Origin of the sequence: Aminobacter sp. NyZ550, from assembly GCF_025628925.2 — a bacterium.
Lineage (GTDB): Bacteria > Pseudomonadota > Alphaproteobacteria > Rhizobiales > Rhizobiaceae > Aminobacter > Aminobacter ciceronei.
Window position 1 is genome coordinate 508,005 of sequence record NZ_CP114190.1, and the last position, 24,628, is coordinate 532,632.

Annotated in this window: 19 protein-coding genes and 1 pseudogene; 13 read left to right on the forward strand and 7 right to left on the reverse strand. The window is 65.3% G+C overall.

Translation table 11 applies throughout. The annotated features are described in order from the left end of the window. Positions 1–128: 128 nt before the first annotated feature. Entirely contained in the window at positions 129–2,591 is a 2,463-nt protein-coding gene (gene hrpB / locus N7E70_RS02535) for an ATP-dependent helicase HrpB (RefSeq protein WP_263005452.1), read from the reverse strand. Between the two features lie 236 nt (positions 2,592–2,827). Here hrpB and N7E70_RS02540 point away from each other — a divergent pair, with 236 nt between their 5' ends. After that, complete coding sequence (locus N7E70_RS02540; RefSeq protein WP_263005453.1) at positions 2,828–3,550, forward strand: hypothetical protein; 723 nt, start codon at positions 2,828–2,830, stop codon at positions 3,548–3,550. An 83-nt stretch (positions 3,551–3,633) separates the two neighbouring features. Here N7E70_RS02540 and N7E70_RS02545 read toward each other — a convergent pair whose 3' ends face one another. Then, complete coding sequence (locus N7E70_RS02545; RefSeq protein WP_442866489.1) at positions 3,634–4,797, reverse strand: Gfo/Idh/MocA family protein; 1,164 nt, start codon at positions 4,795–4,797, stop codon at positions 3,634–3,636. 144 nt (positions 4,798–4,941) lie between these two features. Between N7E70_RS02545 and N7E70_RS02550 the strand changes: the two genes are divergently transcribed. After that, positions 4,942–5,820 (forward strand): MurR/RpiR family transcriptional regulator, encoded by an 879-nt coding sequence (locus N7E70_RS02550; RefSeq protein ID WP_192319456.1) that lies wholly within the window; start codon positions 4,942–4,944, stop codon positions 5,818–5,820. Between the two features lie 141 nt (positions 5,821–5,961). Then, entirely contained in the window at positions 5,962–7,803 is a 1,842-nt protein-coding gene (ilvD, locus tag N7E70_RS02555; RefSeq protein ID WP_269441439.1) for a dihydroxy-acid dehydratase, read from the forward strand. Positions 7,804–7,889: 86 nt separating this feature from the next. On the opposite strand, the gene N7E70_RS02560 is transcribed toward ilvD, so the two are convergent. After that, entirely contained in the window at positions 7,890–8,813 is a 924-nt protein-coding gene (locus N7E70_RS02560) for a MerR family transcriptional regulator (RefSeq protein ID WP_263005465.1), read from the reverse strand. A gap of 271 nt (positions 8,814–9,084) precedes the next feature. Between N7E70_RS02560 and N7E70_RS02565 the strand changes: the two genes are divergently transcribed. Both N7E70_RS02565 and N7E70_RS02570 read left to right on the forward strand, forming a co-directional pair. Then, on the forward strand, positions 9,085–10,473 hold the full coding sequence (locus N7E70_RS02565) for a pyridoxal-phosphate dependent enzyme (protein WP_263005466.1): 1,389 nt from the start codon (positions 9,085–9,087) through the stop codon (positions 10,471–10,473). Beyond that, positions 10,470–11,636: a cystathionine gamma-synthase gene (locus N7E70_RS02570; RefSeq protein ID WP_263005467.1), complete on the forward strand. Its 1,167-nt coding sequence runs from the start codon at positions 10,470–10,472 to the stop codon at positions 11,634–11,636. Before N7E70_RS02565 ends, N7E70_RS02570 begins: the two co-directional genes overlap by 4 nt. 100 nt (positions 11,637–11,736) lie before the next feature. Here the strand turns inward: N7E70_RS02570 and N7E70_RS02575 are convergent, their stop codons facing one another. Further along, on the reverse strand, positions 11,737–12,225 hold the full coding sequence (locus N7E70_RS02575; RefSeq protein WP_067955430.1) for a MarR family winged helix-turn-helix transcriptional regulator: 489 nt from the start codon (positions 12,223–12,225) through the stop codon (positions 11,737–11,739). 88 nt (positions 12,226–12,313) lie between these two features. On the opposite strand from N7E70_RS02575, the gene N7E70_RS02580 reads away from it, so the two are divergent. Then, on the forward strand, positions 12,314–13,195 hold the full coding sequence (locus tag N7E70_RS02580; protein WP_263005468.1) for a DMT family transporter: 882 nt from the start codon (positions 12,314–12,316) through the stop codon (positions 13,193–13,195). A gap of 274 nt (positions 13,196–13,469) precedes the next feature. Here the strand turns inward: N7E70_RS02580 and N7E70_RS02585 are convergent, their stop codons facing one another. Then, on the reverse strand, positions 13,470–14,402 hold the full coding sequence (locus N7E70_RS02585; protein ID WP_067955433.1) for a LysR family transcriptional regulator: 933 nt from the start codon (positions 14,400–14,402) through the stop codon (positions 13,470–13,472). Positions 14,403–14,521: 119 nt separating this feature from the next. Between N7E70_RS02585 and N7E70_RS02590 the strand changes: the two genes are divergently transcribed. From N7E70_RS02590 to N7E70_RS02605, 4 genes are read left to right on the forward strand one after another with little or no spacing between them, the layout of a single operon-like run. Further along, positions 14,522–15,520 carry a dipeptidase gene (locus tag N7E70_RS02590; RefSeq protein ID WP_184770175.1) on the forward strand — a complete coding sequence of 333 codons (999 nt, stop codon included), beginning with the start codon at positions 14,522–14,524 and terminating at the stop codon, positions 15,518–15,520. Positions 15,521–15,550: 30 nt separating this feature from the next. After that, on the forward strand, positions 15,551–16,513 hold the full coding sequence (locus tag N7E70_RS02595; protein ID WP_246341065.1) for an ABC transporter substrate-binding protein: 963 nt from the start codon (positions 15,551–15,553) through the stop codon (positions 16,511–16,513). After that, positions 16,498–17,310 (forward strand): ABC transporter ATP-binding protein, encoded by an 813-nt coding sequence (locus tag N7E70_RS02600; RefSeq protein WP_442866490.1) that lies wholly within the window; start codon positions 16,498–16,500, stop codon positions 17,308–17,310. Before N7E70_RS02595 ends, N7E70_RS02600 begins: the two co-directional genes overlap by 16 nt. Before the next feature lie 3 nt (positions 17,311–17,313). Beyond that, positions 17,314–18,216, forward strand: a complete 903-nt coding sequence (locus tag N7E70_RS02605) for an ABC transporter permease (protein WP_263005469.1) — start codon at positions 17,314–17,316, stop codon at positions 18,214–18,216. 27 nt (positions 18,217–18,243) lie between these two features. On the opposite strand, the pseudogene N7E70_RS02610 reads toward N7E70_RS02605, so the two are convergent. Then, positions 18,244–18,738 (reverse strand): annotated as a pseudogene (locus N7E70_RS02610) (ABC transporter permease subunit); the annotation flags it as partial. 173 nt (positions 18,739–18,911) lie between these two features. Continuing rightward, positions 18,912–19,157: a DUF982 domain-containing protein gene (locus tag N7E70_RS02615; RefSeq protein WP_067955441.1), complete on the reverse strand. Its 246-nt coding sequence runs from the start codon at positions 19,155–19,157 to the stop codon at positions 18,912–18,914. A gap of 177 nt (positions 19,158–19,334) precedes the next feature. On the opposite strand from N7E70_RS02615, the gene N7E70_RS02620 reads away from it, so the two are divergent. From N7E70_RS02620 to N7E70_RS02630, 3 genes are read left to right on the forward strand one after another with little or no spacing between them, the layout of a single operon-like run. Next, entirely contained in the window at positions 19,335–20,459 is a 1,125-nt protein-coding gene (locus N7E70_RS02620) for an efflux RND transporter periplasmic adaptor subunit (protein ID WP_263005470.1), read from the forward strand. Beyond that, positions 20,456–21,523: an efflux RND transporter periplasmic adaptor subunit gene (locus tag N7E70_RS02625; protein ID WP_154385852.1), complete on the forward strand. Its 1,068-nt coding sequence runs from the start codon at positions 20,456–20,458 to the stop codon at positions 21,521–21,523. Before N7E70_RS02620 ends, N7E70_RS02625 begins: the two co-directional genes overlap by 4 nt. Then, on the forward strand, positions 21,524–24,610 hold the full coding sequence (locus N7E70_RS02630; protein ID WP_263005471.1) for an efflux RND transporter permease subunit: 3,087 nt from the start codon (positions 21,524–21,526) through the stop codon (positions 24,608–24,610). It begins immediately after the preceding gene. The last annotated feature ends 18 nt before the right edge of the window (positions 24,611–24,628 follow it).

Here is a 24,628-nt window from a genome sequence, read left to right on the forward strand (position 1 = left end):
TTCGAGCATGATCTTGTCCGAAAACCGGTATCCACTTTTCGGGATCATGCTCAGTTGTTTGAGCCTGATCCTGGCCGAAAACCGGCATCCGCTTTTCGCTACGCCGACCTTCGGTTCGGGATCATGTTTCAGGTACCGCGCGGCTTGGCGCGGGCGGTCGCCTGCGCCTCCAGCGGGTTGTCGGGCCAGACATGCCGGGGGTAGCGGCCGCGCATGTCGGAGCGCACATCGGCCCAGGAGCCGCGCCAGAACCCGGGCAGGTCGCGCGTGGTCTGGATCGGCCGGTGCGCCGGCGACAGCAGTTCGAGCGTCAGCGGCACCGTGCCACCGGCAATCGAGGGGTGCTTGTCCATGCCGAACAGCTCCTGCACGCGCACCGCAAGCACCGGCCATTCGCCATCGTAACGGATCGGCACATGGCTGCCGGACGGAGCGCTGAAATGCGTCGGCGCGAGCGTTCCGATCTTGCGCTGGAGGTCGTGCGGGACGAACGACAACAGGGCATCGTGGAGCACGCCGGCGCCGATGCGGGCAAAGGACGCCTCGCCGCGCAGGAAAGGCAGCAACCAATCCTCCAGGCGATCGAGCAGCGCCTCGTCGGACATGTCGGGCCAGGGCTCGCCGAGACCGCGATGCAGCCAGGTCAGACGCTGGCGCAGCGTCTCCGCCTCCTTGCCCCAGTCGAGCAGCCCAAGCCCATGGGTGCGCAGGGCCTGCAGAATGGCGCCGTCGGCTTCCTCGCCCTTGGGTGCCGGCAGCATGCGTTCGGACAAGGTGACTGCGCCGATGCGGACGGTTTCGCGGACACGGACTGAACGCTTTTCCCTATCGAAACTGGCCTCTGTCTTCCGCTCCAGATGCGCGGCAAGGACGGTGCGGATGTCGACCTCGGAGACGGCAGCGGCGGACGAGATGCGGGCGTTCTGGGCCTTGCCCTGCAGGTCGGCGACGACGAGATATTGCTCGCCGGCGAGCGGATCGGCGGCGTCGACGGCTGCACCGCTGCCATTGGCCAGCACGAAGCGCCCACGCTCGCCGCGCGCTTTGGCGACACGGTCGGGCCAGGCAAGCAGCAGGAGAGCGCCAGGGGTGAGCGCATCACCTGACGGCTGCCCAGCAGCGCCTGCCTGCCGCGCCAGCCGCTCCGCCAGTTGCCGCGCCGCATTGGCGCGGGGCGAGCGCTCGTTGCGGAAGCGCTGCAGGCGGCGTTCGAGGTCTGCGCTGTCGCCGCCGAGACCGCGCTCGGTCATCAGCACGGCAAGCTGCGCCGCCTCAAGCGCCGCCCCTTGACGCGCCGCTTCGGCGACCATGTGGGCGAGACGGACCGGCAGCGCCAGCTTGCGCATCGCCTGGCCGGACGCCGTCAGCCGGCCGTCGGCGTCGATGGCTTCGAGCTCGACGAGAAGCGCCTTCGCCTCGGCCAAAGCAGGCGCCGGCGGCGGGTCGAGAAAGGCGAGCGTCGTCGGGTCGGCAACGCCGAAGGCGGCGCAATCGAGCAGGAAGCCGGAGAGGTCGGCCTCGAGAATCTCGGGCGGCGAGAAGGCAGGCAATGCTGCGGTCTGCTCGGCGCGCCACAGGCGCATGGCGACACCCGGGCTGGTGCGGCCGGCACGGCCGGCGCGCTGGTCGGCGGCGGCGCGCGAGGCGCGCACCGTCTCAAGCCGGGTCAGGCCGCTCGCCGGCTCGTATTTCGGCAGCCGCGACAGGCCGGAATCGATGACGACACGGACGCCGTCGATGGTGATCGAGGTCTCGGCGATTGCGGTCGCCAGCACCACCTTGCGGCGGCCTGCCGGCGCTGGCTTGATCGCCGCGTCCTGGGCCTTGCCGTCGAGCATGCCATAGAGCGGCACGATGTCGACATCCGCGCCGACACGGCCATCGAGGCGCTCGGCGGTGCGCTCGATCTCGCGCTGGCCAGGCAGGAAGGCAAGCACGCTGCCCGGTTCGTCGGCGAGCGCGTCACGGATCGCCTTGGCCATGGCGTCCTCGATGGCAACGCCCGCCGGGCGCTCGTCATAACGGATGTCGACAGGGAAACTGCGGCCCTGGCTTTCGATCACCTCGGCGCCGTCGAGCAGCTTCGAGACGCGGGCGCCGTCGAGCGTCGCCGACATAACGATCAGCCGGAGATCGGGTCGCAGCGCGCCCTGCACGTCGAGCGCCAGCGCGAGGCCGAAATCGCCGTCGAGCGAACGCTCGTGGAACTCGTCGAACAAGACGGCGGCGACACCCGGCAGCTCGGGATCGTCGAGGATCATGCGGGCGAGCACGCCCTCGGTGACGACGAGGATTCTCGTCTTCGCGCTGACTTTGTTTTCCATGCGCATGGCGTAGCCGACTGTGCCACCCGGCTCCTCACCGAGCAGCGAAGCCATGCGGCGTGCGGCGGCGCGGGCAGCTAGCCGCCGCGGCTCGAGCAGCACGACCTTACCATCACCACGCCAGGGCGCAGCGAGCAGCGCCAGCGGCACCAGCGTGGTCTTGCCGGCGCCGGGAGGTGCTACCAGCACGGCGCTATTGCCAGCCGCAAGTGCCTCGGCAAGTTGCGGCAGGACCGCCGCCACCGGCAGGTCGGGGAGCTTGATCATCAGTTACGTTCCGGCCTTTTACGCCGCATGGACGGCAAGCCGGGCAATATCAGGCACGAGCGGGGCGAGGCAACATCGCAACACCCCGACAAGGTGGCGCAAGACCTGGCCGACACTTGCGCGAAATGAAGCCGGCTCGTCACAGACGGTCGCCAAGAGTGATCGGCCCCGCCCTTGCTTCGCCGGAATGAAGCGTAGCGTGACGCTTTGGTGACAGTCTTACAACAGGGGGGCCGGTGGCAGAATTTGCGCATCCGATACTTGCCGGCGCAACGCCGGATCCGCGGCGGAGCGACCAGATCCGGTTTCTCATGGTGGCGCTGGCGCTCGTCGGCGCCGTCACCACCGCTGCGGCACTTGCGGCGATCGTTGCGCCCGGTATCCGTCACCTGTTGCTCAAGGAAGACGGTATCGTCGAGACGGGGACGGTGCTCTTCCTGGCTGCCGCCGTGTTTGGCGCCGCGGCTTCGACGCTGCGACGTGGTCCCAGGGTTACGGTCGTGCTTGCCGGCCTGATCGGGTTTGCCGAGCTGCTCGACGAGACCAGCTTCGGCGCCCGCCTGTTCGGCTTCCAGCCACCGGGGCTTTATGGCGGCGGACAACTCGACGGTTTCCACGACCTCGTGATCCTTGCTTACCGCATGTTGCGCGATGTCAGCCACGGCCTCGCCTGGCTTCTGGTCGCGCTGATACTCGCGCTGTCAGCAGGGCTGGTGTTGCTCGCCTTGCGCCACATCAGGCAAGGCATGGCGGGGACAACGACATGGCTGTCGGGCCATGCGCTGCTCCTTCTGCATGGCGGCTTCATCGGGCTGGCGCAGGCGATCGACATCGCAGCCTCATCACGCGCGCTCGCCGCCGTCGAGGAAGTGCTGGAGATGAACGCCGCGATGTTGCTGGCGGCTTATGTCGTGCAGGTGGGATGGCCGAACGCCGCTCGGCGAAGTGGCGTGCGCTGAAAAAGGCCCCTCTCCGTCACGGCTTTGCCGTGAGACCTCTTCCACGGTGTGGGGGCGAGGAACCCAAGTCTTGAGAGACTTGCCTACCTTACCTTCACCCACTTCTGCTCGGCAAAGGACTGCGCCATGGCGTGCACCGTGCGCTCGATCTCAAGGCCCTCGTTGAAGTCGATGACACGCGCCGGCTGACCGGCGATGCGGGCGAGCAGTTCGCGGCATTCGATGGTCTTGAGGTCGTTGAAACCGAGGCCATGGCCGGGGGCTGGGATGAACTTGCCGTAGGGCTCATGGACGGGGGCGGCGAGGATGGTGCGGTAACCTTGCTCGGTCGGGCGGTCCGAGGTGACATAAAGCTGGATTTCGTTGAAGCGCTCCTGATCGAAGACGATGGAACCCTTGGAACCGAAGATCTGGACCTGGATGCGGCCCTTGCGCCCCCAGGCGGAACGGTTGACCAGCAGCGTGCCGGGGACGCCGTTTTCGAGATGGATCAGGCTGGAGGCGATGTCATAGGTCTCGACCGCTCGGCGGCCGCCGCCGGCGACCTGGCGATCTGCATAGGGCTTGGCCATGTCGCACATGACGCGGCCGACGCGGCCGAACAGGGCTGATATCAGCGACAGCGGGTGGACGGCGAAATCGTCGAGCGCGCCGTAGCCTGACTTGGCCTCGTGTTTCCAGAAGAACGGCGCTTCGGGATCGGCCATGAAGTCCTCGTCCATCTCGACGCGGAGATGGTTGACGTCACCGATGATCTTTTCGTCGAGCAGCTGCCTGATGTGGCGGATGGCCGGGCTCTGGACGTAGTTGTAGCCGAGCACGGCCACCTTGCCCGATTTGCGGGCAGCCGCGGCCATGGCTTCAGCCTCTGCCAATGTCGGCGCCATCGGCTTTTCGCACCACAGATGCTTGCCGGCTTCGAGGATGGCGATGGCCATCTCCGGATGGAACTGGTTGGGCGTGGTCAGCGAGACGATGTCGACCTCCGGATCGGCGACGACGGCGCGCCAGTCGCCCGACGACTTTTCGAAACCGAGTTCGGAAGCGCGCTGGGCGGCGAGGTCGGCATTGGCCTCGCCGAGATGGACGAGCCTGACCTTGTCGACGTCGCCGAACACCGTGCGCACCGAATTCCACGCCAGCGCATGGCACTTGCCCATGAAGCCGGTTCCGATAAGACCTACGCCTGTCACTTCACGCTCTCCCGGTTTATAGAGCTCGCATCCCGCCGGAATGGCGCTCAGCATCTTGACGGAGCATGATCCCCTCCCCCTTTGGGATCATGCTCACAACGGACTGAATAGTCGAATTCTGGCGAAAATGGAACATACAGTTCATTTTATTTGGACAGCCCGCGGCGGCAGCGTTATGGTGGAATAGGCGGAGGCGGAATGGACGACATGGCGGACACGATTTCGGAGGCACTGCCGCGCGATTTCGAGGCGCTGAGGGCATTGATCCTCGATCGCCGCGAGAGCCTGCCCAAGCGCATCGCCCAGGTGGCGGCCTATGCCCTCGACAATCCCGACGAGATCGCCTTCGGCACCGCCGCCAGCATCGCCAGTTCGGCCGGCGTGCAGCCCTCGACCTTGATCCGCTTTGCCCAGCATCTCGGCTATGACGGCTTCACCAGCCTGCAGCAGGTTTTCCGCGAGCGGCTGAGGGAGCGTACGACGTCCTATGAGGAGCGGCTGACCGTGGTGCGCGGCGATGCCGACGACGGCACCAGCAATCGTCGCATCGTCGACGGCTTCCTGGCGGCGGCCAGCAAGTCGATCGACGTGATGTCGCGCAACATCGACGACGAGACGTTGGACCGCGCCGTTGACCTGCTCAACGGCGCCGAGACGATCTACATCCTGGCCCGCCGCCGTTCCTATCCTGTCGCCAGCTACATCGCTTATGCGCTGGGCAAGCTCGGCGTGCGCAGCCAGTTGATCGAATCCGCCTCGGGGTTGAGCCCGGAGATCATTTCCTTCGCCACGCCAAGGGACGCCGTCATCGCCATCAGCTTCTCGCCCTATGCCTCGGCAACCGTCGACGAGGCGCGGGTGCTGTCGGCCAACGGCGTGCCTGTCGTTGCCATCACCGACAGCGCGTTCTCGCCGCTGGCGCAGTTCGCCAGGGTGTGGTTCGAGGTGGCCGAGGCCGACTTCGGCGGCTTCCGCTCGCTTGCCGCCACCATGGCGCTGGCGATGGGCCTGACCGTCGGCGTGGCCGAGCTGCGGCGCGGCCGCAAGGGCCGGAAATCGGCCAACTCCAAGGCTTGAAACCGCGCCTGCACTGCACGAAATGCATGGCAGCTGCCCGCTGTCGTCATGCCAGAGGCCTGCTCAGGCGAAAAATGGTTGACGCAAGGGCGATAGTGGCTCAATCCCACTGTTAGCCATCTATTGTATGAGAGAGCCCCCATGCCTGCTTATCGTTCGCGCACCACCACCCACGGCCGCAACATGGCGGGTGCCCGTGGCCTTTGGCGCGCCACCGGCATGAAAGACACCGATTTCGGCAAGCCGATCATTGCTGTCGTAAACTCCTTCACTCAGTTCGTGCCGGGTCACGTGCACCTGAAGGACCTCGGCCAGTTGGTCGCCCGCGAGATCGAGGCCGCCGGGGGCGTGGCCAAGGAGTTCAACACCATCGCCGTCGACGACGGCATCGCCATGGGCCACGACGGCATGCTCTATTCGCTGCCGAGCCGCGAGATCATCGCCGACAGCGTCGAATACATGGTCAACGCGCATTGTGCCGACGCCATGGTCTGCATCTCGAACTGCGACAAGATCACGCCCGGCATGCTGATGGCCGCGATGCGCCTCAACATCCCGGCGGTGTTCGTCTCGGGCGGCCCGATGGAAGCCGGCAAGGTGGTGCTCGGCGGCAAGAACGTCGCGCTCGACCTGGTCGACGCCATGGTCGCCGCCGCCGACGACAAGGTTTCGGACGAAGACGTCAAGATCATCGAACGTTCGGCCTGCCCGACCTGCGGCTCCTGCTCTGGCATGTTCACCGCCAATTCGATGAACTGCCTGACCGAAGCGCTTGGCCTGTCGTTGCCCGGCAACGGCTCGACGCTGGCAACGCATGCCGACCGCAAGCGGCTGTTCGTCGAGGCCGGTCACCTGATCGTCGACCTCGCCCAGCGCTATTACGAGCAGGACGACGAGAGCGTGCTGCCGCGCTCCATCGCCTCGAAGGGGGCATTCGAAAACGCCATGGCGCTCGACATCGCCATGGGCGGGTCGACCAACACAGTGCTGCATATCCTGGCCACGGCCCATGAGGGCGAGATCGACTTCGACCAGGACGACATCGACGCGCTGTCGCGCAAGGTTCCGGTGCTGTGCAAGGTGGCGCCCGCCAAGGCCGATGTGCACATGGAAGACGTGCATCGCGCCGGCGGCATTTTTGCCATCCTCGGCCAGCTCGACAAAGCCGGCCTGCTCAACCGCGACCTGCCGACCGTGCACACGGCGACGATCGGCGAAGCCATCGATCATTGGGACACCTCGCGGACCAAGAGCCAGGCGGTGCGCGACTTCTACCTCGCCGCCCCGGGCGGCGTACCAACGCAGACAGCCTTCAGCCAGGACCGGCGCTGGGACGATCTCGACCTCGACCGCGAAAAAGGCGTCATCCGCTCGGCCGAACATGCCTTCTCCAAGGACGGCGGCCTCGCCATACTCAAGGGCAACATCGCGCGCGACGGCTGCGTGGTGAAGACAGCCGGCGTCGACGAGTCGATCCTGAAATTCTCGGGACCCGCTCGCGTGTTCGAGAGCCAGGACGCCTCGGTCAAGGCGATCCTCGCCAATGAGGTTGTGGCCGGCGACGTGGTGGTGATCCGCTACGAGGGCCCGAAGGGCGGCCCCGGCATGCAGGAAATGCTCTACCCGACCAGCTACCTCAAGTCGAAGGGCCTCGGCAAAGCCTGCGCGCTCCTGACCGACGGTCGCTTCTCGGGCGGCACGTCAGGCCTGTCGATCGGCCACGTCTCGCCTGAAGCGGCAAATGGCGGCACGATCGGGCTGGTGCGCGAGGGCGACATGATCGACATCGACATCCCCAACCGCACGATCAGCCTGCGCGTCGACGAAGCGACGCTCGCCGCCCGCCGCGCCGAACAGGACGCCAAGGGCTGGAAGCCGGTGGAAGTGCGCAAGCGCAAGGTGACCAAGGCGCTGAAGGCCTATGCCGCCTTTGCCACCTCGGCCGACCGCGGTGCCGTCCGCGACCTCGGCGAGTTTGAATAAGTCCTGAAAGAAAGATCAATGCAAAGGGCCCGCATCGCGGGCCCTTTGTTGTTTGGCAGCTCCCGCAAACCAGCATGGCCGCCAGGCTACAGCGCCCCGGCCATGGCGGCGTTGATCCAGCTCCATTCCTCGCTGATCGTGTCGGGCTGGCGGTCGCCCCTGAGGATGCGCAGCAGTTCGTAATAGCGCGCCGACCGCGAATGGTACTTGCGGTACTGGTTGTCGTGCCAGTCGAGGAAGGCCTTGTCGGGTGTCCTGTTCATCGCCTTGGCGGAACTGGCCAGCCAGTCTCGGGCGATCGCCTTGCCGGTTTCGGACCCCGGTGTCTCGCCCTTGTCGATGGCTTGGCGGACGCGGGCGAAGATGGCAGTGGAAGCCTCGGCATAGGCCGCGGGATCGAACGCGCCGTCCCACATCGACGACATGCTGTTGCGCAGCTCCATGGCGTATTCCTTGTCCGAAACGAAGGCCATGATCTCGGTCCAGGCGTCGACCTGCTCGGGCGTGGGGTCGTCGGGCAGGTCGGGTGTCGAAGCGTCGATCATCTGCCTCTTCCATTCCGGCGAGACATTGGCTTCGGAGGCCACGTCTTCGAAGAAGCGCTCGATGGCGGCGCGAAATTCAGTCTGGGAGAGCTTTGTCACGGTCCATATTCTCCTGAGGTCGTCTGTTGTCGGGTCGGGAACCCGGATGGCCGCCCTGAGGGCGGCGGCGACACGGCGCTTGGACTTGATTTCCGCCTCGAGCGCCTTGAGCCTGAGCTCCAGCACGGCCGAGATGGCGAGGCGGTTGGACAGGATCTTGCCGATGTCGGCAAGACTTACGCCGGCATCGCGCAGGGCAAGGATGAGCCCGAGCCGTTCGAGATCGACGCCCGAATACATGCGGTAGCCGCTCTCCGCCCTGACCGTCGGGGGCAAAAGCCCCCTGTCGGAGTAGAAACGGAGCTTGCGAACGGTGATGCCGCTCAGCCTGGAAAGCTCACCGATGGTGTAGATCCTGTCGTCCATGACAGCCCTTCTAGGTGCTCCACCAAGTGGAGAGTCAACAACAGCCGGAAAGAGAAATGTATTGCCCGCAAACGGAACCAAAGCTGGCGCGTGAGAATTTCCTTCTCAAGCTTTCGCACGAAACGAAAAGCCCTGCCTTTGTTCGTTTGGGGCAGCGCCGGTAAATGCGGCCAGGATGGCCAAACGGCCGCAACACGCTTCCGGGCGGCTGGTGTCCGCCCGCCCGACATGGGATATTCCGATGAACCTGCCTGCCGAGGGAGACGCCGCCATGAGCCGCTTGAACCCGCCCTTCAGGTCCGTGCTCGATTTGATCGGCGAAACGCCCGTCGTCGAATTGACGCGTTTCGACACCGGCCTGTGCCGGCTGTTCATCAAGCTCGAAAGCCAGAACCCCGGCGGTTCGATCAAGGACCGCATCGCACTTTCGATGATTGCCGCGGCCGAGCGCCAGGGCAAGCTCAAGCGCGGTGGCACCATTGTCGAGGCGACCGCTGGCAATACCGGGCTCGGACTGGCGCAAGTGGGTATTCCCAAGGGCTACCGCATCATCCTCGTCGTGCCCGACAAGATGAGCCGGGAGAAGATCCAGCACCTGCGCGCGCTCGGCGCCGAGGTCAGGCTGACGCGCTCCGACGTCGGCAAGGGCCATCCCGAATATTACCAGGACATGGCGGAAAAGATCGCCGCCGAGATCCCTGGTTCGTTCTATGTCAACCAGTTCGCCAATCCGGCCAACCCGCTTGCACATGAGACGACGACCGGCCCCGAGATCTGGGAACAGCTGGAAGGCGATGTCGATGCGGTGGTGGTGGGTGTCGGCTCGGGCGGCACTCTGACCGGGCTCGGGCGGTTCTTCGCCAAAGTGTCGCCCAAGACCGAGATGGTGCTGGCCGATCCGCTGGGCTCGGTGCTGGCGCCGCTGGTCAAGACCGGCAAGATGGAAGAGGCAGGCAGCTGGACCGTCGAAGGCATCGGCGAGGACTTCGTACCGCCGAACTGCGACCTGTCGCTGGTCAGACGCGCCTACACGGTCAACGACAAGGCAAGCATGCTGGCGGTGCGCGACCTGCTTGCCAAGGAAGGCATCCTGGCCGGCTCGTCGTCGGGCACGCTGCTTTCGGCGGCCCTGCGCTACTGCCGCGAGCAGAAGACGCCAAAGCGCGTGGTGACCTTCGTCTGCGACAGCGGCAACAAGTATCTATCCAAGGTGTTCGACGACTTCTGGCTGGCCGAACAGGGGCTGGACGAGCGCGAACATCATGGCGATCTCAGCGACCTGGTGGCGCGCTCGCATCGCGAGGGCGGCACGGTGTTCGTCGGACCTGGCGACAGCCTGCTGACGGCCTATGGCCGGATGCGGCGTGGGGACGTGTCGCAGCTGCCGGTGCTGGAAGACGGCAAGCTCGTCGGTATCGTCGACGAGAGCGACATACTGGCTGTTGTCGAAGGACCCTATGACAGCCGCTGGAACCGCTTCAACGCACCCGTCTCGACGGCGATGGCGAAGGACCTGCACACGCTGCAGGCGAACCAGACGCTCGATGCGCTGCTGCCGATCTTCGACCGCAACGAAGTGGCGATCATCTTCGACGGCGAGGAATTTGTCGGGCTGATCACTCGGGTCGACCTCATCAACCATCTCAGGCGAGCAAAATGACGACGCAGAAGAACCGGCTGGCATTTTCGACGCGCACAATCCACGGCGGCCAGAGCCACGACCCGACGACGGGCGCCGTCATGGTGCCGATCTACGCCACCTCGACCTATGGCCAGCAGAGCCCGGGCGTGCACAAGGGTTTTGAGTACGCCCGCAGCCAGAACCCGACACGCTTTGCCTTCGAGCGGGCGATTGCCGACCTCGAAAGCGGCTCCGCCGGCTTCGCCTTCGCCTCCGGGCTGGCGGCGATCGGCACTGTGCTCGAGCTGCTCGACGCAGGCGCGCATATCGTTGCCACCGACGACATCTATGGCGGCACGTTCCGGCTGCTCGAGCGGGTGCGCAAGCGTACCGCCGGGCTGCAGGTGAGCTTCGTCGACTTCACCGACCTCGCCGCCGTCGAGGCGGTGATCCGGCCGGAGACCAGGATGCTGTGGGTCGAGACCCCGACCAACCCGCTGCTGCGTGTCGTCGATCTCGAAGGGGTCGCCGCAATCGCCAAGCGCAAGGGCGTGCTTTCGGTCGCCGACAACACCTTCTGCAGCCCTTACCTCCAACGCCCTCTGGAGCTCGGCATCGACATCGTCGTGCATTCGACGACAAAGTATCTCAACGGCCATTCCGACATGGTCGGCGGCTGCGTGGTGGTGGGCGACAACAAGGAACTGCGCGACCAGCTGAAGTTCCTGCAGAACGCCATCGGCGCGATCTCCGGACCATTCGACAGCTTCCTGGCGCTGCGCGGCATCAAGACCCTGGCATTGCGCATGGAGCGGCATTCGCAGAACGGCGCCCAGATCGCGCGCTGGCTGGAAGCGCGCAAGGATGTGCGCAGGGTGATCTATCCCGGCCTCGACAGCCATCCGCAGCATGCCATCGCCAAGGCGCAGATGCATCATTTCGGCGGCATGATTTCGGTCGACCTCGACCGTGACCTCGCCGGCACCAAGCGCTTCCTCGAACGCACGCAGCTGTTCACGCTGGCAGAAAGCCTCGGTGGCGTCGAAAGCCTGATCGAGCACCCGGCGCTGATGACGCACGGCTCTATCCCGGCCGAGAAGCGCGCCGCGATCGGCATCTCGGATTCGCTGGTGCGGCTGTCGGCGGGCATCGAGGATGGCGATGACCTGATCGCCGACCTGGAGCAGGCGCTGGCGGGGTGAACCGCCAAATCCTGCCCGAGACGGCGAGATGTCGTGGCGGCACGCTGGTCTCCCACCCCCTTGTGGGGAGGGGGTAATTCCCAGCTGGCCGTAGCCAAAGTCACACGCTCTCGAATCCGACCAAAAACTTGCTGAGGAGCGCGTCGAGCGCCACCCGCTCCTCCTTGGTCAGCATCGAAACGATGCGCGTCTGCGTCGCGACATGGTCGGTGACGGCGGCGTCGATGGTGGCGAAGCCCTTGTCGGTCAGGGAGACGATGAAACTGCGGCGGTCGTCGGGGTTGAGCCGACGCTCGACGAGGCCTGCCTTTTCCAGCTGGTCGACGCGGTTGGTCATGGTGCCCGAGGTGATCATCATCGTCGCCGAGAGATCGCCAGGTGACAGCGCATAAGGCGGCCCCGAACGACGCAGCGTCGCCAGCACGTCGAAGCTGGCGAAGTTCAGCCCATGCGCTGCAAAGGTCTTCTCCATCTCGCGGCCGAGATGCTGCGACACCCTGTTGGCGCGGCCGATAAGCCCCATCGGCGCGACGTCGAGGTCGGGCCGTTCGCGGTTCCACTGGGCAAGAATGTCGTCAACCTGATCCATGGCCCACCATTCCGATTATTTCTCTTGACGTCAAGAGAATATGGATTATCTTGAGATCAAGATACTCGATGTAAAGAGAGATGCAGCCATGACGACGCGCAACACCGACCTGCTGCTGACTGCAATCGCCCCCGCGATCTGGGGCAGCACCTATATCGTGACGACTGAGTTCCTGCCCGCCGGCTACCCGCTGACGGTTGCCATGCTGAGGGCGCTTCCAGCCGGCCTGCTGCTACTGCTGCTCGTCCGGCAGTTCCCGCAGGGCATCTGGTGGGCCCGCGTGCTGGTGCTCGGCGCGCTCAACTTCTCGGTCTTCTGGTGGCTGCTGTTCGTTGCCGCTTACCGGCTGCCGGGCGGCGTCGCGGCAACCGTCGGCGCGATCCAGCCGCTGATCGTCATCCTGCTCGCACGCGCCTTGCTCGGCTCGCCGATCCGCCCGCTGTCGATCGTGGCTGCCCTTGCCGGCATGGCCGGCGTGGCGCTGCTGATCCTGACGCCGCACGCGGCACTCGACCCCATCGGCATCGCTGCCGGCCTCGCCGGTGCCGTGTCGATGGCCGCCGGCACGGTGCTCAGCCGGCGCTGGCAGCCGCCAGTCACACCGCTGACCTTCACTGCATGGCAACTGACGGCTGGCGGTCTGCTGCTCCTCCCGGTGGCGCTGCTGCAGGAGCCGTCGCTGCCGTCGCTGACGATGCCCAACCTGCTCGGCCTCGCCTGGCTAGGCCTGATCGGCGCGGCACTGACCTACATCCTGTGGTTCCGTGGCATCGCCAGGCTGGAACCATCAGTCGTCTCACCGCTCGGCTTTCTCAGCCCGATGACCGCCGTGATCCTCGGCTGGTCGGTGCTCGGCCAGTCGCTCAGCGCAGCGCAGATCCTCGGCATGGTCGTGGTGCTCGGCAGCGTCCGGCTCAGCCAGCGCGCCCAGCAGGCAAAGCCGGCTCCAGCCAGGCTCGCCACTGCCTGAACAAATGCGCCGCCTTCGGGCGGCGTCTCCCTCGAGACAATCAGCAACCTTTTCACTTCCGGCGGCGGCCGGCAGAAGGAGATCCCCACGGCCAAGATCCTGGTGCTGCCGCGTTCCCTAGCTGATGGACGAAGCAACGATGCTGCTCAAGGCGGGCATCCGGCACGACGACACGCCCCTGGCCATACCAAGCGAACTTGCCACCTATGACGCCATCGTCTTCGGCACGCAGACGGCTTGTTGCGACGCCGCCGACACTGCCGGCGATCGCCGACTAGGCCGGCAGTGGCTGCGCCGTCCTCAGCGGACGCGGCTTGAGATGGCCCAAAAGCGCATCGAGGAAGACCCGCGTCTTGCGCGGCATCAGTTGCCTGCTCGGAAAGACGGCGCGCACCATGGCCGGGGCAAGACTCCATGCCGGCAGGATGCGGACGAGTTCGCCGCTTGCCAGGTAAGGCCGCGCGAAAAGATCGGGCATCGCCGTAATGCCGGCGCCGGAACGCGCCATGCGGAACAGCAGCTCGTAAGAATTCGCGCAGACCCGCCGCCCCGACATGTCGGCGGCAACCGACTGGGCGTCCTTGTTCAGCACCCAGTTGACCGGAACGCCATCGGCGAGCAGCACCAGCACGTCATGATGTGCGAGGGCCTCGGGCGCATCGGGCTGGCCGGCGCGATCCCTGTACTGCGGCGAGGCATAAAGACCGATGCCGAGGTCGACCAGATGCCGGGTGGTCAACCTCAGGTCCTGCGCTTCGCCACCGATCCGTATGGCGAGATCGAAACCGTCGGCAATGACGTCGACATAACGAGGCGACAGATCCAGTTCGAGCTGGATTTCGCCATATGCCTTGCTGAATTCAGCCAGCATCGGTGCGAGCGAGATTGCGGCAAGGTCGCCGGGGACGGAGACACGCAGCCGTCCCGACGGGGTCACCTGCCGGTGTTCGGCGACGGCCATGACGGCATCCACCTCGTGGATGATCTGTTCGGCGGGAATGAGAATGCGCTGGCCCATCTCGGTCAGGAAATTGCGCCGCGTGCTGCGCTGGAGCAGGCGCTCGCCCAACTGCGCTTCGAGGACGGTGATGCGCCGCGACACCGTCGACTTCGGCAGACCAAGCCGTTCGGCCGCGGCGCTGAAGCTGCCCGTTTCCGCAACGCGCGCAAAGATCATCAGGTCGAACGGATCGGGCGTTGTCGGCATGACGGAGCCTTGATTGGTTCAAGTATGAAACAATCAAACCCATTCCGGGCAATAGCGCAACGACGAGATTGCCGATTAGCTGACCGCTTGGATTTCATTGCTCAGCGGGTGCAGACGACGTGACTGTTTCAGCCAACAACCTCATCGCCAAGGCTGTCGTCTGGGAAAGTGCCGTGGGCTGGACTCCCGAATGTCTCGATGAAGGACCCGACATGCTGGTCCGCTATCGCGACGCGGGGTTCTCCTTCCTCTCGCTCACAATCGGCGCCGACTGGGACCGACCGGAGCCGACGTTCCGGCATCTTTCCCAACAAAGGCGCTGGTTCGAGCAACGCGCTCACGATTACCAGCTCATCGAAACCGTGGCCGACATCCGCGCGGCCAAGCAGTCAGGCAAGATGGCGATCGGCCTGCATCTGCAAGGGGCCGGCCCGGCCGCGCACGAGCCCGCGATGATCGACAGCTGGTACCGGCTTGGAATCCGCTGGATGATCGTCGCCTACAACACCCGCAACCCGCTTGGCGACGGCTGCCATGAGCCCTCGGATGCCGGGCTTTCCATGCTGGGCCGTGCCTTCGTGACGGAGGCCAACCGCGTCGGCATGATGCTCGACGCAAGCCATGCCGGCATCAACACATCGCTCGACATCATCGAGCTATCGGAAAAGCCGGTGGTGTTCTCGCATTCGAGCGTACGTGCGCTGAAGAACCACGAGCGCAACATCGACGACGTCCAGATCAAGGCGCTCGCCCGCCGAGGCGGCGTGGTCGGCATCAACTCCATCGGCGCCTTCCTGACCGACGACAACCGTTCCGACGTTCCGGCGCTGATGCGCCATATCGATTACGTCGCCCAGCTCGTCGGGCCCGAACATGTCGGCCTCGGCCTCGACACCGTTTTCTACCAGCCCTTCATGACCAAGCTCTACGACTCCGGTCCGATGATGGCGTTGCGCGGCTATCCGCGCCCGCCGTGGGCCGATGTCAAACCCGAAGTCCTGCCCGAACTGGTCGAAGCGCTGGAACGCCATGGTTATTCGGAGACGGCCATACTTGGCGTGCTGGGCGAGAATTTCCTGCGGGTCGCCGAACAGAACTGGCGCCCCTCCATCGTGTAATCCCAACCTTAGGAGCGTGTCGTGAAATTGATGAAGTGGCTGCTCGCTGCAGCCTTGCTCACCGCCGCGAATGGCGCAGCCCTGGCTGACCCGAAACTGGTCGAGATCGCCAGCTTCGGCGAGCACCCGGCGCTCAACCAGGTCGCCGAAGGCTTCAAGGCCCGGATGAGCGAATTGGGCTACGTCGAAGGCAAGGACGTCACCTACGGCTTCCAGCACGCCAATTTCGACCGCAGCCTCGTTCCCCAGATCCTGCAGCAGGTGGAAGCCAAGCATCCGGCGCTGATCCTCGCCATCACCACCGGCCTCAACCAGGCGGCGGTGCGCGGCATTACCGACAAGTCGATACCGGTCGTGTTCGGCGCGGTCGTCGACCCGGTCGTGGCGGGCATCGTGCCGGATTGGCAGCACGGCTCGGGCTGGAGCACCGGCGCGTCGATGCTGCCCGACTTCGATGCTTCCTTCGACTACCTCAAGAAGGTGTTGCCCGAGGTCAAGAAGGTCGGGACCCTGTTCAATCCGGGCGAAGACAACGACACCTCCAATATGGAGCTGATCCACAAGGCGGCCGCAAAGGCCGGGATCGAAATCGTCGGCGTGCCGGTCGACAACCCCAACGACCTGCCCCAGCGTGTCCAGACCTTCGCCGGACAGGTGGACGCCATCTTCCTCATCCAGTCCAATGTGGTGCAGACCTCGGTACCTGTCGTTGCCCAGGTGGCGCAGAGGATCAAGCTGCCGCTGTTCAACTCGGTCTACGCCCCTGACCTCAAGGACCAGCTCGCCGGTTTCCACGCCATCTCCTATCGCAAGAATGGCGAGCATGCCGCCGACATCGCCGACCGGATCCTCAAGGGCGAGAAGCCGGCCGACATCGCGCCCTATGTTCCCAAGGGCGAAGACTTCGACGCTTATGTCAGCCCCAAGGGTCTCGCAGCCGTCGGCCTGACGGTTCCGGAAGCACTCAAGGACAGTCCATGGCTGCTCAAGTGACAGCGGTGAGCATGCCCCTGCTTGTTTGCGCGGAATTGCGCAAAACCTTCAACGCCGGCCTTGCCGGAGCGCGACCGGCGTTGAACGGGGTGGACCTTGCGCTCAATCGCAGCGACTTCGTCGTGATCATCGGTTCCAACGGCGCCGGCAAATCGACGCTGCTCAACACCATCGCCGGCGCAATCGAGCCGGATGGCGGCTCGATTGCCCTGGACGGCCGGGACATCACCCGCCTTGCAGCACATCGCCGGGCCAGCATGATCGCGCGGGTGTTCCAGGACCCGATGATTGGCACTGCAGCGGCCATGACCATCGAGGAGAACCTGGCGCTCGCCGAACAGCGCGGGCAGCGCAGAGGCTTCGCGCGCCATCTCGACGGCGCCAAGCGTGACCGCTATCGGGCGCTGCTCGCCGGCCTGGCGCTCGGCATGGAAGACCGGTTGTCGACGCCGGTGGCCCAGCTCTCCGGCGGGCAACGCCAGGCCTTGTCCCTGATCATGGCATCGTTGTCGCGCCCCTCGCTGCTGTTGCTCGACGAGCATACGGCAGCATTGGATCCGCGCACCGCCGAGCTGATCATGGCGACGACCTTGCGGATCGTCGCCGAGCAGTCGCTGACCACGCTGATGGTCACCCACAACATGCGCCAGGCGATCGAGACCGGTAACCGGCTCGTCATGATGGACGCCGGCCGCATCCGCGACGACATCGGCGGCACCGAGAAGGCAAGACTCACACCTGCCGATCTCGTCGAGAAGTTCAGAATCGAAAACGATCGCATGCTGCTCGGAACCTGACCAATGGACGTGATCCACGCCTATCTCAATCTCGTGCCGGTGACGCTGTCGCAAAGCCTCATCTATTCGTTCCTGGTGCTCGGCATCATGATCCCGTTCCGGTTGCTGAGCTTTCCTGATCTGACCAGCGAAGGCGCGTTTCCGCTTGGCGGCTGCGTCTGCGCCACACTTTTGCTGGCCGGATATCCGCCGCTCTTGGCAACCGTTGTCGCGATGCTCGCTGGTGTCGTAGCCGGCGCGGCGACCGCGCTGGTGCATCTGCGCTTTCGCATCAATTCGCTGCTGGCCGGCATCCTGGTCTTCACGGCACTCTACAGCGTCAACATGCGCGTTCTCGGCCGCTCGAACATCGCCTTGTTCAACACCGACAACATCTTTACCCAGATCAACCCGGCCATACTGACCGACGTTCGGCTGCAGGTCGCCACATTCGCCGTGCTGATCGTCGTGGCCCTGGTCGCATTGCGCTGGTACCTGGCGACGCAGGCAGGAGCGGCGTTGCGCGTCATCGGCATCAATCCGGAGCTGGCGCCATCGCTCGGCATCAGCATCTGGACATACACGATCGTCGGCCTGGGTGTCGCCTCTGGCCTGACCGCGCTTGGCGGCGCGCTCATCGTGCAATTGCAGGGCTATGCCGATGTCGGCATGGGCACCGGCATCCTGATCAACGGTCTTGCCTCGCTGGTCATCGGCGAAACGATCACCGGACGGCAGACCGTCACCCGGCAATTGCTGGCGCCTGTCGTCGGTGCAATGGTCTATTATCAGCTCGTGTCGCTGGCATTGTCGATCGGGCTGCAGCCAAGCGACCTCAAGGTCGTGACAGCCGGCTTCGTGCTGGTGACGCTGGGACTACCCATGCTGCGCGGACGCAGCGCCATGCGCGAAACCATGCGGGCATAAGTGCCGGGCCGTAGCCTCGGCCGACCGCTACTCGCGGCCGGCCCAGGGCACAAGCCTGCGTTCGACAAAACGCAGGCCGAATTCGAGCACGAAGGTGACCGCGGCGATGACCAGAATTCCCATCACGACGACGTCGGTGACGAGGAACTGAGCCGCCGACTGGATCATGAAACCGAGGCCGCGCGTCGCAGCCACCAGTTCTGCGGCGACCAAAGTGGTCCAGCCGGCGCCCAGCGCGATGCGCAGGCCGGTGAGGATCGACGGCAGCGCGCTGGGCAAGACGACGAAACGGATGACTTGCCGGCGCGTGGCGCCAAGCGAGCGCGCGGCGTTGAGGCGATCCTCCTGCACACCGCGCACGCCGGAGGCCGTCGACAGCGCGATCGGCGCCACCATGGCAATTGCGATGACCAGCACCTTGGCCTGTTCGCCGATGCCGAACCAGATGATCACTGGCGGCAGATAGGCGAGCAGCGGGATCGGTGGCAGAAATTCCAGTACGGGATTGAAGATGCCGCGGCCGGGGTTGAATGACGATGCCCATTCAGAATGTTAATTCTATAACTTCTGTAGAGTTAATTTATTCCGGCAAACCGTGCGTGACTGAGATGTCCTGCCCATTTTCGCCGGCAATAGAGTCTTGCGCCGTTCGCCGCCCGGCGAACGGCCGCCCCTCCGCCCGATGGCCAACAAGCTCAGATCCTGATGCCGATTTCGTCGGCAGCGGCGATAAAGGCCCGTTTGGCAGCCTCGCGCGTGCGGGTGCCGGCAAGGGCTGCGGATACGGTTTCGACCGCCTCGCGGTAGAGCGGACCGCTGCGCTTGGCATGCGGCCAGTCGACGAGCGCTTCGTAGGCGCCCTTGACGGTCGTCACCTCGCGCTGGGTGCTTTCCGTCCCGATGCGGATCTGTACAGGGCTGTCGAAGAGCATACGATCCATGGCGATCCTCCGAGTTGATTGCGTCCAACAACGCTCCGGAATAGCTCGGGTTCCGTGGCAACGTGTGCTGTGCGCCACGTACTCGCCCTGTCGCATCACGATACCGGCAGGTTTGCTGGGCGTTGCCCGATTGCCAGTTGCATCGTAGCTTGTTGACGAAGCGATTTGGGGGGGCAGATGCGATCCACGAACCCGATCACCGCAGGCATGCCGGGCAAGATATCGGCATGCGCGCCACCCAGACGACACCTCACCGCCCTCGCGCTTTGCCTTCTGTTGCCGCTTCCGGCCTGCCAGAAACAGGAAACGGCGGAACGGCAGCCGATCGTGGTGCGCTCCGTCGAGGTCAAACTGACCGACTATGCACCATCGACATCGCTGACCGGCGTCATTGCCGCGCGGACGCTGAACAACCTGTCATTCCAGGTCGGCGGCCGGGTCGCCGAGCGCAGTGTCGACATCGGCCAGCGCGTGACCAAGGGCCAGGTGCTGGCGAAGCTCGACCCGCAGGAGCAGCAGTCGGACGTGCGGGCGGCGCAGGCCAGCCTCTATGCCGCGCAGGCGCAGCTCAAGCAGGCCGCCGCCGCATTCGAACGGCAGAAGACGCTGCTTGCCCAGGGCTTCACGACGCGGCGCGATTACGACCAGGCAGACCAGGCGCAACGCGTCGCCCAAAGCGGTGTGGAATCGGCACAGAGCCAGATGAGCAATGCCGAAGACCGGCTGACCTATACCGAACTGAAGGCCAGCGCCGACGGCGTGGTGACGGCACGGACGATCGAGGTTGGCCAGGTCGTGCAGGCGGCACAGACGGTGTTCACCGTTGCCGAGGACGGAGACCGCGACGCCGTGTTCAATGTCGACGAGGCGCTGGTGGCGCGCAACCCGGTGGCACCCGACGTGATGATCGCGCTGATTTCTGACCCGCGCATCAAAGCCCCGGGACAGGTGCGCGAGGTGTCGCCGGCGGTCGATCCGGCATCGGGCTCGATCCGGGTCAAGGTGATGGTGCCAAACACGCCCACCGAGATGCCGCTGGGTGCCGCGATAACAGGCACAATCGTGTCGAAGCCCCAGCCGGCCATCGTGCTGCCATGGCAGGCGCTGATGTCGGATGCGGGAAGGCCGGCGGCCTGGACCATCGACCCCGCGACCAAGGCTGTGGCGCTGGCGGCGATCGAAGTGCAGTCCTTTGCCTCGGGTGTCGTCGTCGTGGCCAATGGACTGGAGGTCGGACAATCGGTTGTCGCCCAGGGCGGACAATTGCTCAGTCCCGGCCAGGTGGTGGAGGTGGCGCCATGATCTCCAGGACAAGCTTGCTTGCTTTCGTGCCGTTGCTCGCGCTTGCGGCCTGCAGCGAGGAAAAAGCGCCCCCTCCCGAAGTCATCCGCCCGGTGCTGTCGACTGTCGTCGAGCCGCACGGCCCGACCGCGCAGGGCTTTGCCGGAACGATACAGCCTGAATTCTCCGCCGACCTCGCCTTCCGCCTGCTCGGGCGGCTTGTGACGCGCGATGTCGGCGTCGGTGACATGGTGACCAAGGGCGAGACGCTTGCCGCGATCGACCCGCTGGCGCTGGAGCTCGCATCGCAGGCAGCGCGCGCCGACCTGACGACGGCGGAGGCGCAGTTCGCCAATGCCGCCGCCAGCGAGGAACGGCAGCGCAGCCTGCTGGCCGAATCCAACACCTCGCAGGCAGTCTATGATTCCGCGAAACAGGCGCTGGATTCCGCTGCGGCCAATGTCGAGCGCACGCGCGCGGCACTGGCCAAGTCGGAGGAGCAACTCGGTTATGCCCGACTGTTTTCCGACTTCGATGGCATCGTCACCGCGGTCGGCGCCGAGGTCGGCCAGACAGTCTCTCCGGGACAGATGGTGGTGACGGTGGCACGCTCGGATGCGCGCGAGGCCGTCGTCGACGTTCCCGACCAGATGGCGATCAGCCTGCGCGACGGCGACGAGTTCGAGGTGGCGTTGCAGATGCTGCCGTCGCTGCGGGCCAAGGCACATGTCCGCGAAATCGCGCCGCAGGCCGATGCTGCGACGCGAACGCGGCGGGTGCGGCTGGCGTTGAGCGCTCCGCCGACGGCCTTTCGGCTCGGCTCGACGGTGACGGCGACACAGCCGTCGAAGGCAGACGCTGCGATCGACCTGCCGCTGACGGCCTTGCTGGAAAAGGACGGCAAGAGCTTCGTCTGGGTCGTCGACCCCAATGCTTCGACCGTCAGCCTGCAGCCTGTCGAGGTCAAGGCAAAGGACGGTGCGAGCTTTACCGCCGGCGGCATCGGCGCCGGCACGCGCGTGGTGACTGCCGGCGTGCGCAGCCTCGCCGAGGGCCAGAAGGTCAGAATTCCAGAGGGGGCGTAGGTGAAGGGTTTCAATCTTTCCGACTGGGCGCTGAACCACCGCTCCCTGGTCTGGTACTTCATGCTGATCTTCACCGTGGCGGGCGTCTTCGCCTATCTCAATCTCGGCCGCGAGGAAGACCCGAGCTTCACCATCAAGACGATGCTGATCCAGGCCAACTGGCCGGGAGCCTCGGTCGACGAAACGACGCGGCAGGTGACCGACAGGATCGAAAAGAAGCTCGAGGAACTGGAGAGCCTCGATTTCAGCCGCAGCGTGACGACCGCCGGCCAGACGATCATCTTCGTCAATCTCAAGCCGACCACCAAGGCGCGCGACGTGGCCCCGACCTGGGTGCAGGTCCGCAACATGGTCAACGACCTCCGGCCCAATTTCCCGCAAGGGGTGCAAGGACCGTTCTTCAACGACCGCTTCGGCGACGTGTTCGGCAACATCTATGCCTTCACCTCGGACGGGCTGTCGATGCGCCAGCTGCGCGACTATGTCGAGATGGTGCGCACGCGCATCCTGACCATTCCCAATGCCGGCAAGGTCGAGCTCATCGGCGCGCAGGACGAGGTCATCTATCTCGAATTCTCGACGCGCCAGATCGCGGCTCTGGGCCTCAACCAGCAGGCCGTCGTCGCCAGCCTGCAGGCGCAGAACGCGGTGTCGCCGTCGGGTGTCATCCAGGCCGGACCGGAGCGCATCGCGGTGCGCGTCGGCGGCCAGTTTACCTCGGAGGAAAGCCTCAGGGCGATCAACCTCAGGGTCAATGATCGCTTCTTCCGGCTGAGCGACGTCGCCACCATCAGCCGCGGCTACGTCGATCCGCCGACGGCCCTGTTCCGCGTCAATGGCGAACCGGCGATCGGTCTCGCCATCGGCATGAAGCCGAACGGCAACCTGCTTGAGTTCGGCGACGCGTTGAAGGCGCTGATGGGGCAGGTCACCGGTGAGTTGCCGGTCGGCGTCGGCGTGCACCAGGTCGCCGACCAGCCGGTCATCGTCGAGCATGCCGTGTCGGGCTTCACCCGCGCGCTGTTCGAGGCGGTGGCCATCGTGCTCGCCGTGTCCTTCATCAGCCTGGGCATGCGTGCCGGCTTCGTGGTGGCGCTGTCGATCCCGCTGGTGCTGGCCATCACCTTCCTGGTCATGGCCTATATGGGCATCTCGCTGCAGCGCATTTCGCTCGGAGCGCTGATCATCGCGCTCGGCCTGCTCGTCGACGACGCGATGATTGCCGTCGAGATGATGGTGGCCCGGCTGGAGGTCGGCGACTCGCTCCGCAAAGCCGCGACCTATGTCTACACGTCAACTGCGTTTCCGATGCTGACCGGCACGCTGGTGACGGTCGCCGGCTTCATCCCCATCGGCCTCAACAGCAGCCAGGCCGGCGAATACACCTACACGCTGTTCGTCGTCATCGCCGTTTCGCTGCTGCTGTCTTGGATCGTGGCGGTGCTGTTTGCGCCCCTGCTCGGCGTCACGCTCTTGCCGGCGACGATGAAAAAACACGACGAGCGGCCGGGCCGCTTTGCGGCGGGCTTCTCGCGCCTGTTGCGGCTTGCCGTGCGCCGCCACTGGCTGACCATCATCGCCACCGTCGTCGCCTTCGTGCTGTCGGTGGTGGGGCTGACTTTCGTGCAGCAACAGTTCTTCCCGCCGTCGGACCGGCCCGAACTGATCGTCGACTGGAACCTGCCGCAGAACAGCTCGATTGCCGAGACACGTGCCCAGATCGAGCGCTTCGAGGAGATCGCGCTGAAGGGCAATGCCGACATCGACCACTGGAGCTCCTATATCGGACAGGGCGCGGTGCGCTTCGTGCTGGCCTATGACGTGCAGCCGGCCAATCCCTATTTCGGCCAGACGGTGATCGTAACCAAGGACCTCGAAGCACGGCACCGGGTGCAGCCGGCGATCGAAAAGATCCTGCGCGAGCAGTTCGTCGGAACCGACACCTACGTCAAGACGCTGGAGCTCGGCCCGCCTGTGGGCCGGCCGGTGCAGTATCGCATCAGCGGCCCGGAGGTGCAGACGGTGCGGGCGCTGTCACAGCAGCTGGCGGGCGTCATTTCGGCCAATCCCAAGCTGCAGGCGCCAAGCTTCGACTGGAACGAGCCGGAGCGCGTGCTGAAGGTCGAGGTGCTACAGGACAAGGCACGGCAGCTCGGCATCACCTCCGAGGACATCGCCAGCGCCATGAACAGCGTTGTCGGCGGCGTGGCAATCACCCAGGTGCGCGACGCCACATATCTGATCAATGTCGTGGTGCGGGCGCAGGATGCCGAACGCGGCTCGATCGAAACGCTGCGCAACCTGCAGATACCCACCGGAGGCGGCGAATCCATCCCGCTCGCGACGGTGGCCGACTTCCGCTACGAGATCGAGCAGCCGACGGTCTGGCGCCGCAGCCGCCTGCCCACCATCACCGTCAAGGCGGGCATGGTCGGCAGCGCCCTGCCCGACACCGTCGTCGCCGAACTCAAGCCAGCGATCGACGACTTCGCTGCCAAGTTGCCCGACGGCTACACTGTCGTAACCGGCGGTTCGGTCGAGGAAAGCGCCAACAGCCAAGGGCCGATCATCGCCGTGGTGCCGCTTATGCTGTTCATCATGGCAACCGTGCTGATGCTGCAGCTGCAAAGCTTCCAGCGGCTGTTCCTGGTGGTGGCTGTCGCGCCGCTCGGCTTGATCGGCGTGGTCGCGGCACTCGTGCCGACGGGCCAGCCGCTCGGCTTCGTCGCCATCCTCGGCGTGCTGGCGCTGGTCGGCATCCTGATCCGCAATTCGGTGATCCTGATCGTCCAGATCGAGGAGCTGATCGCCACGGGTACCGACCGGTGGCATGCGGTGATCGAGGCCTCCGAGCACCGCATGCGGCCGATTGCGTTGACGGCGGCGGCAGCATCGCTGGCGCTGATCCCGATCGCCCGCGAGGTGTTCTGGGCGCCCATGGCCTATGCGATGATGGGCGGCATTCTGGCCGGCACGGCAATTACCCTGCTGTTTTTGCCGGCACTCTATGTCGCCTGGTTCAGGCTCAAGGAGCCGGACGAGGCCGGCAGCGCCACGACCGAAGCGATGGAACCACCGGCGGCGTAGGCGCCACCGGTGGCAGCC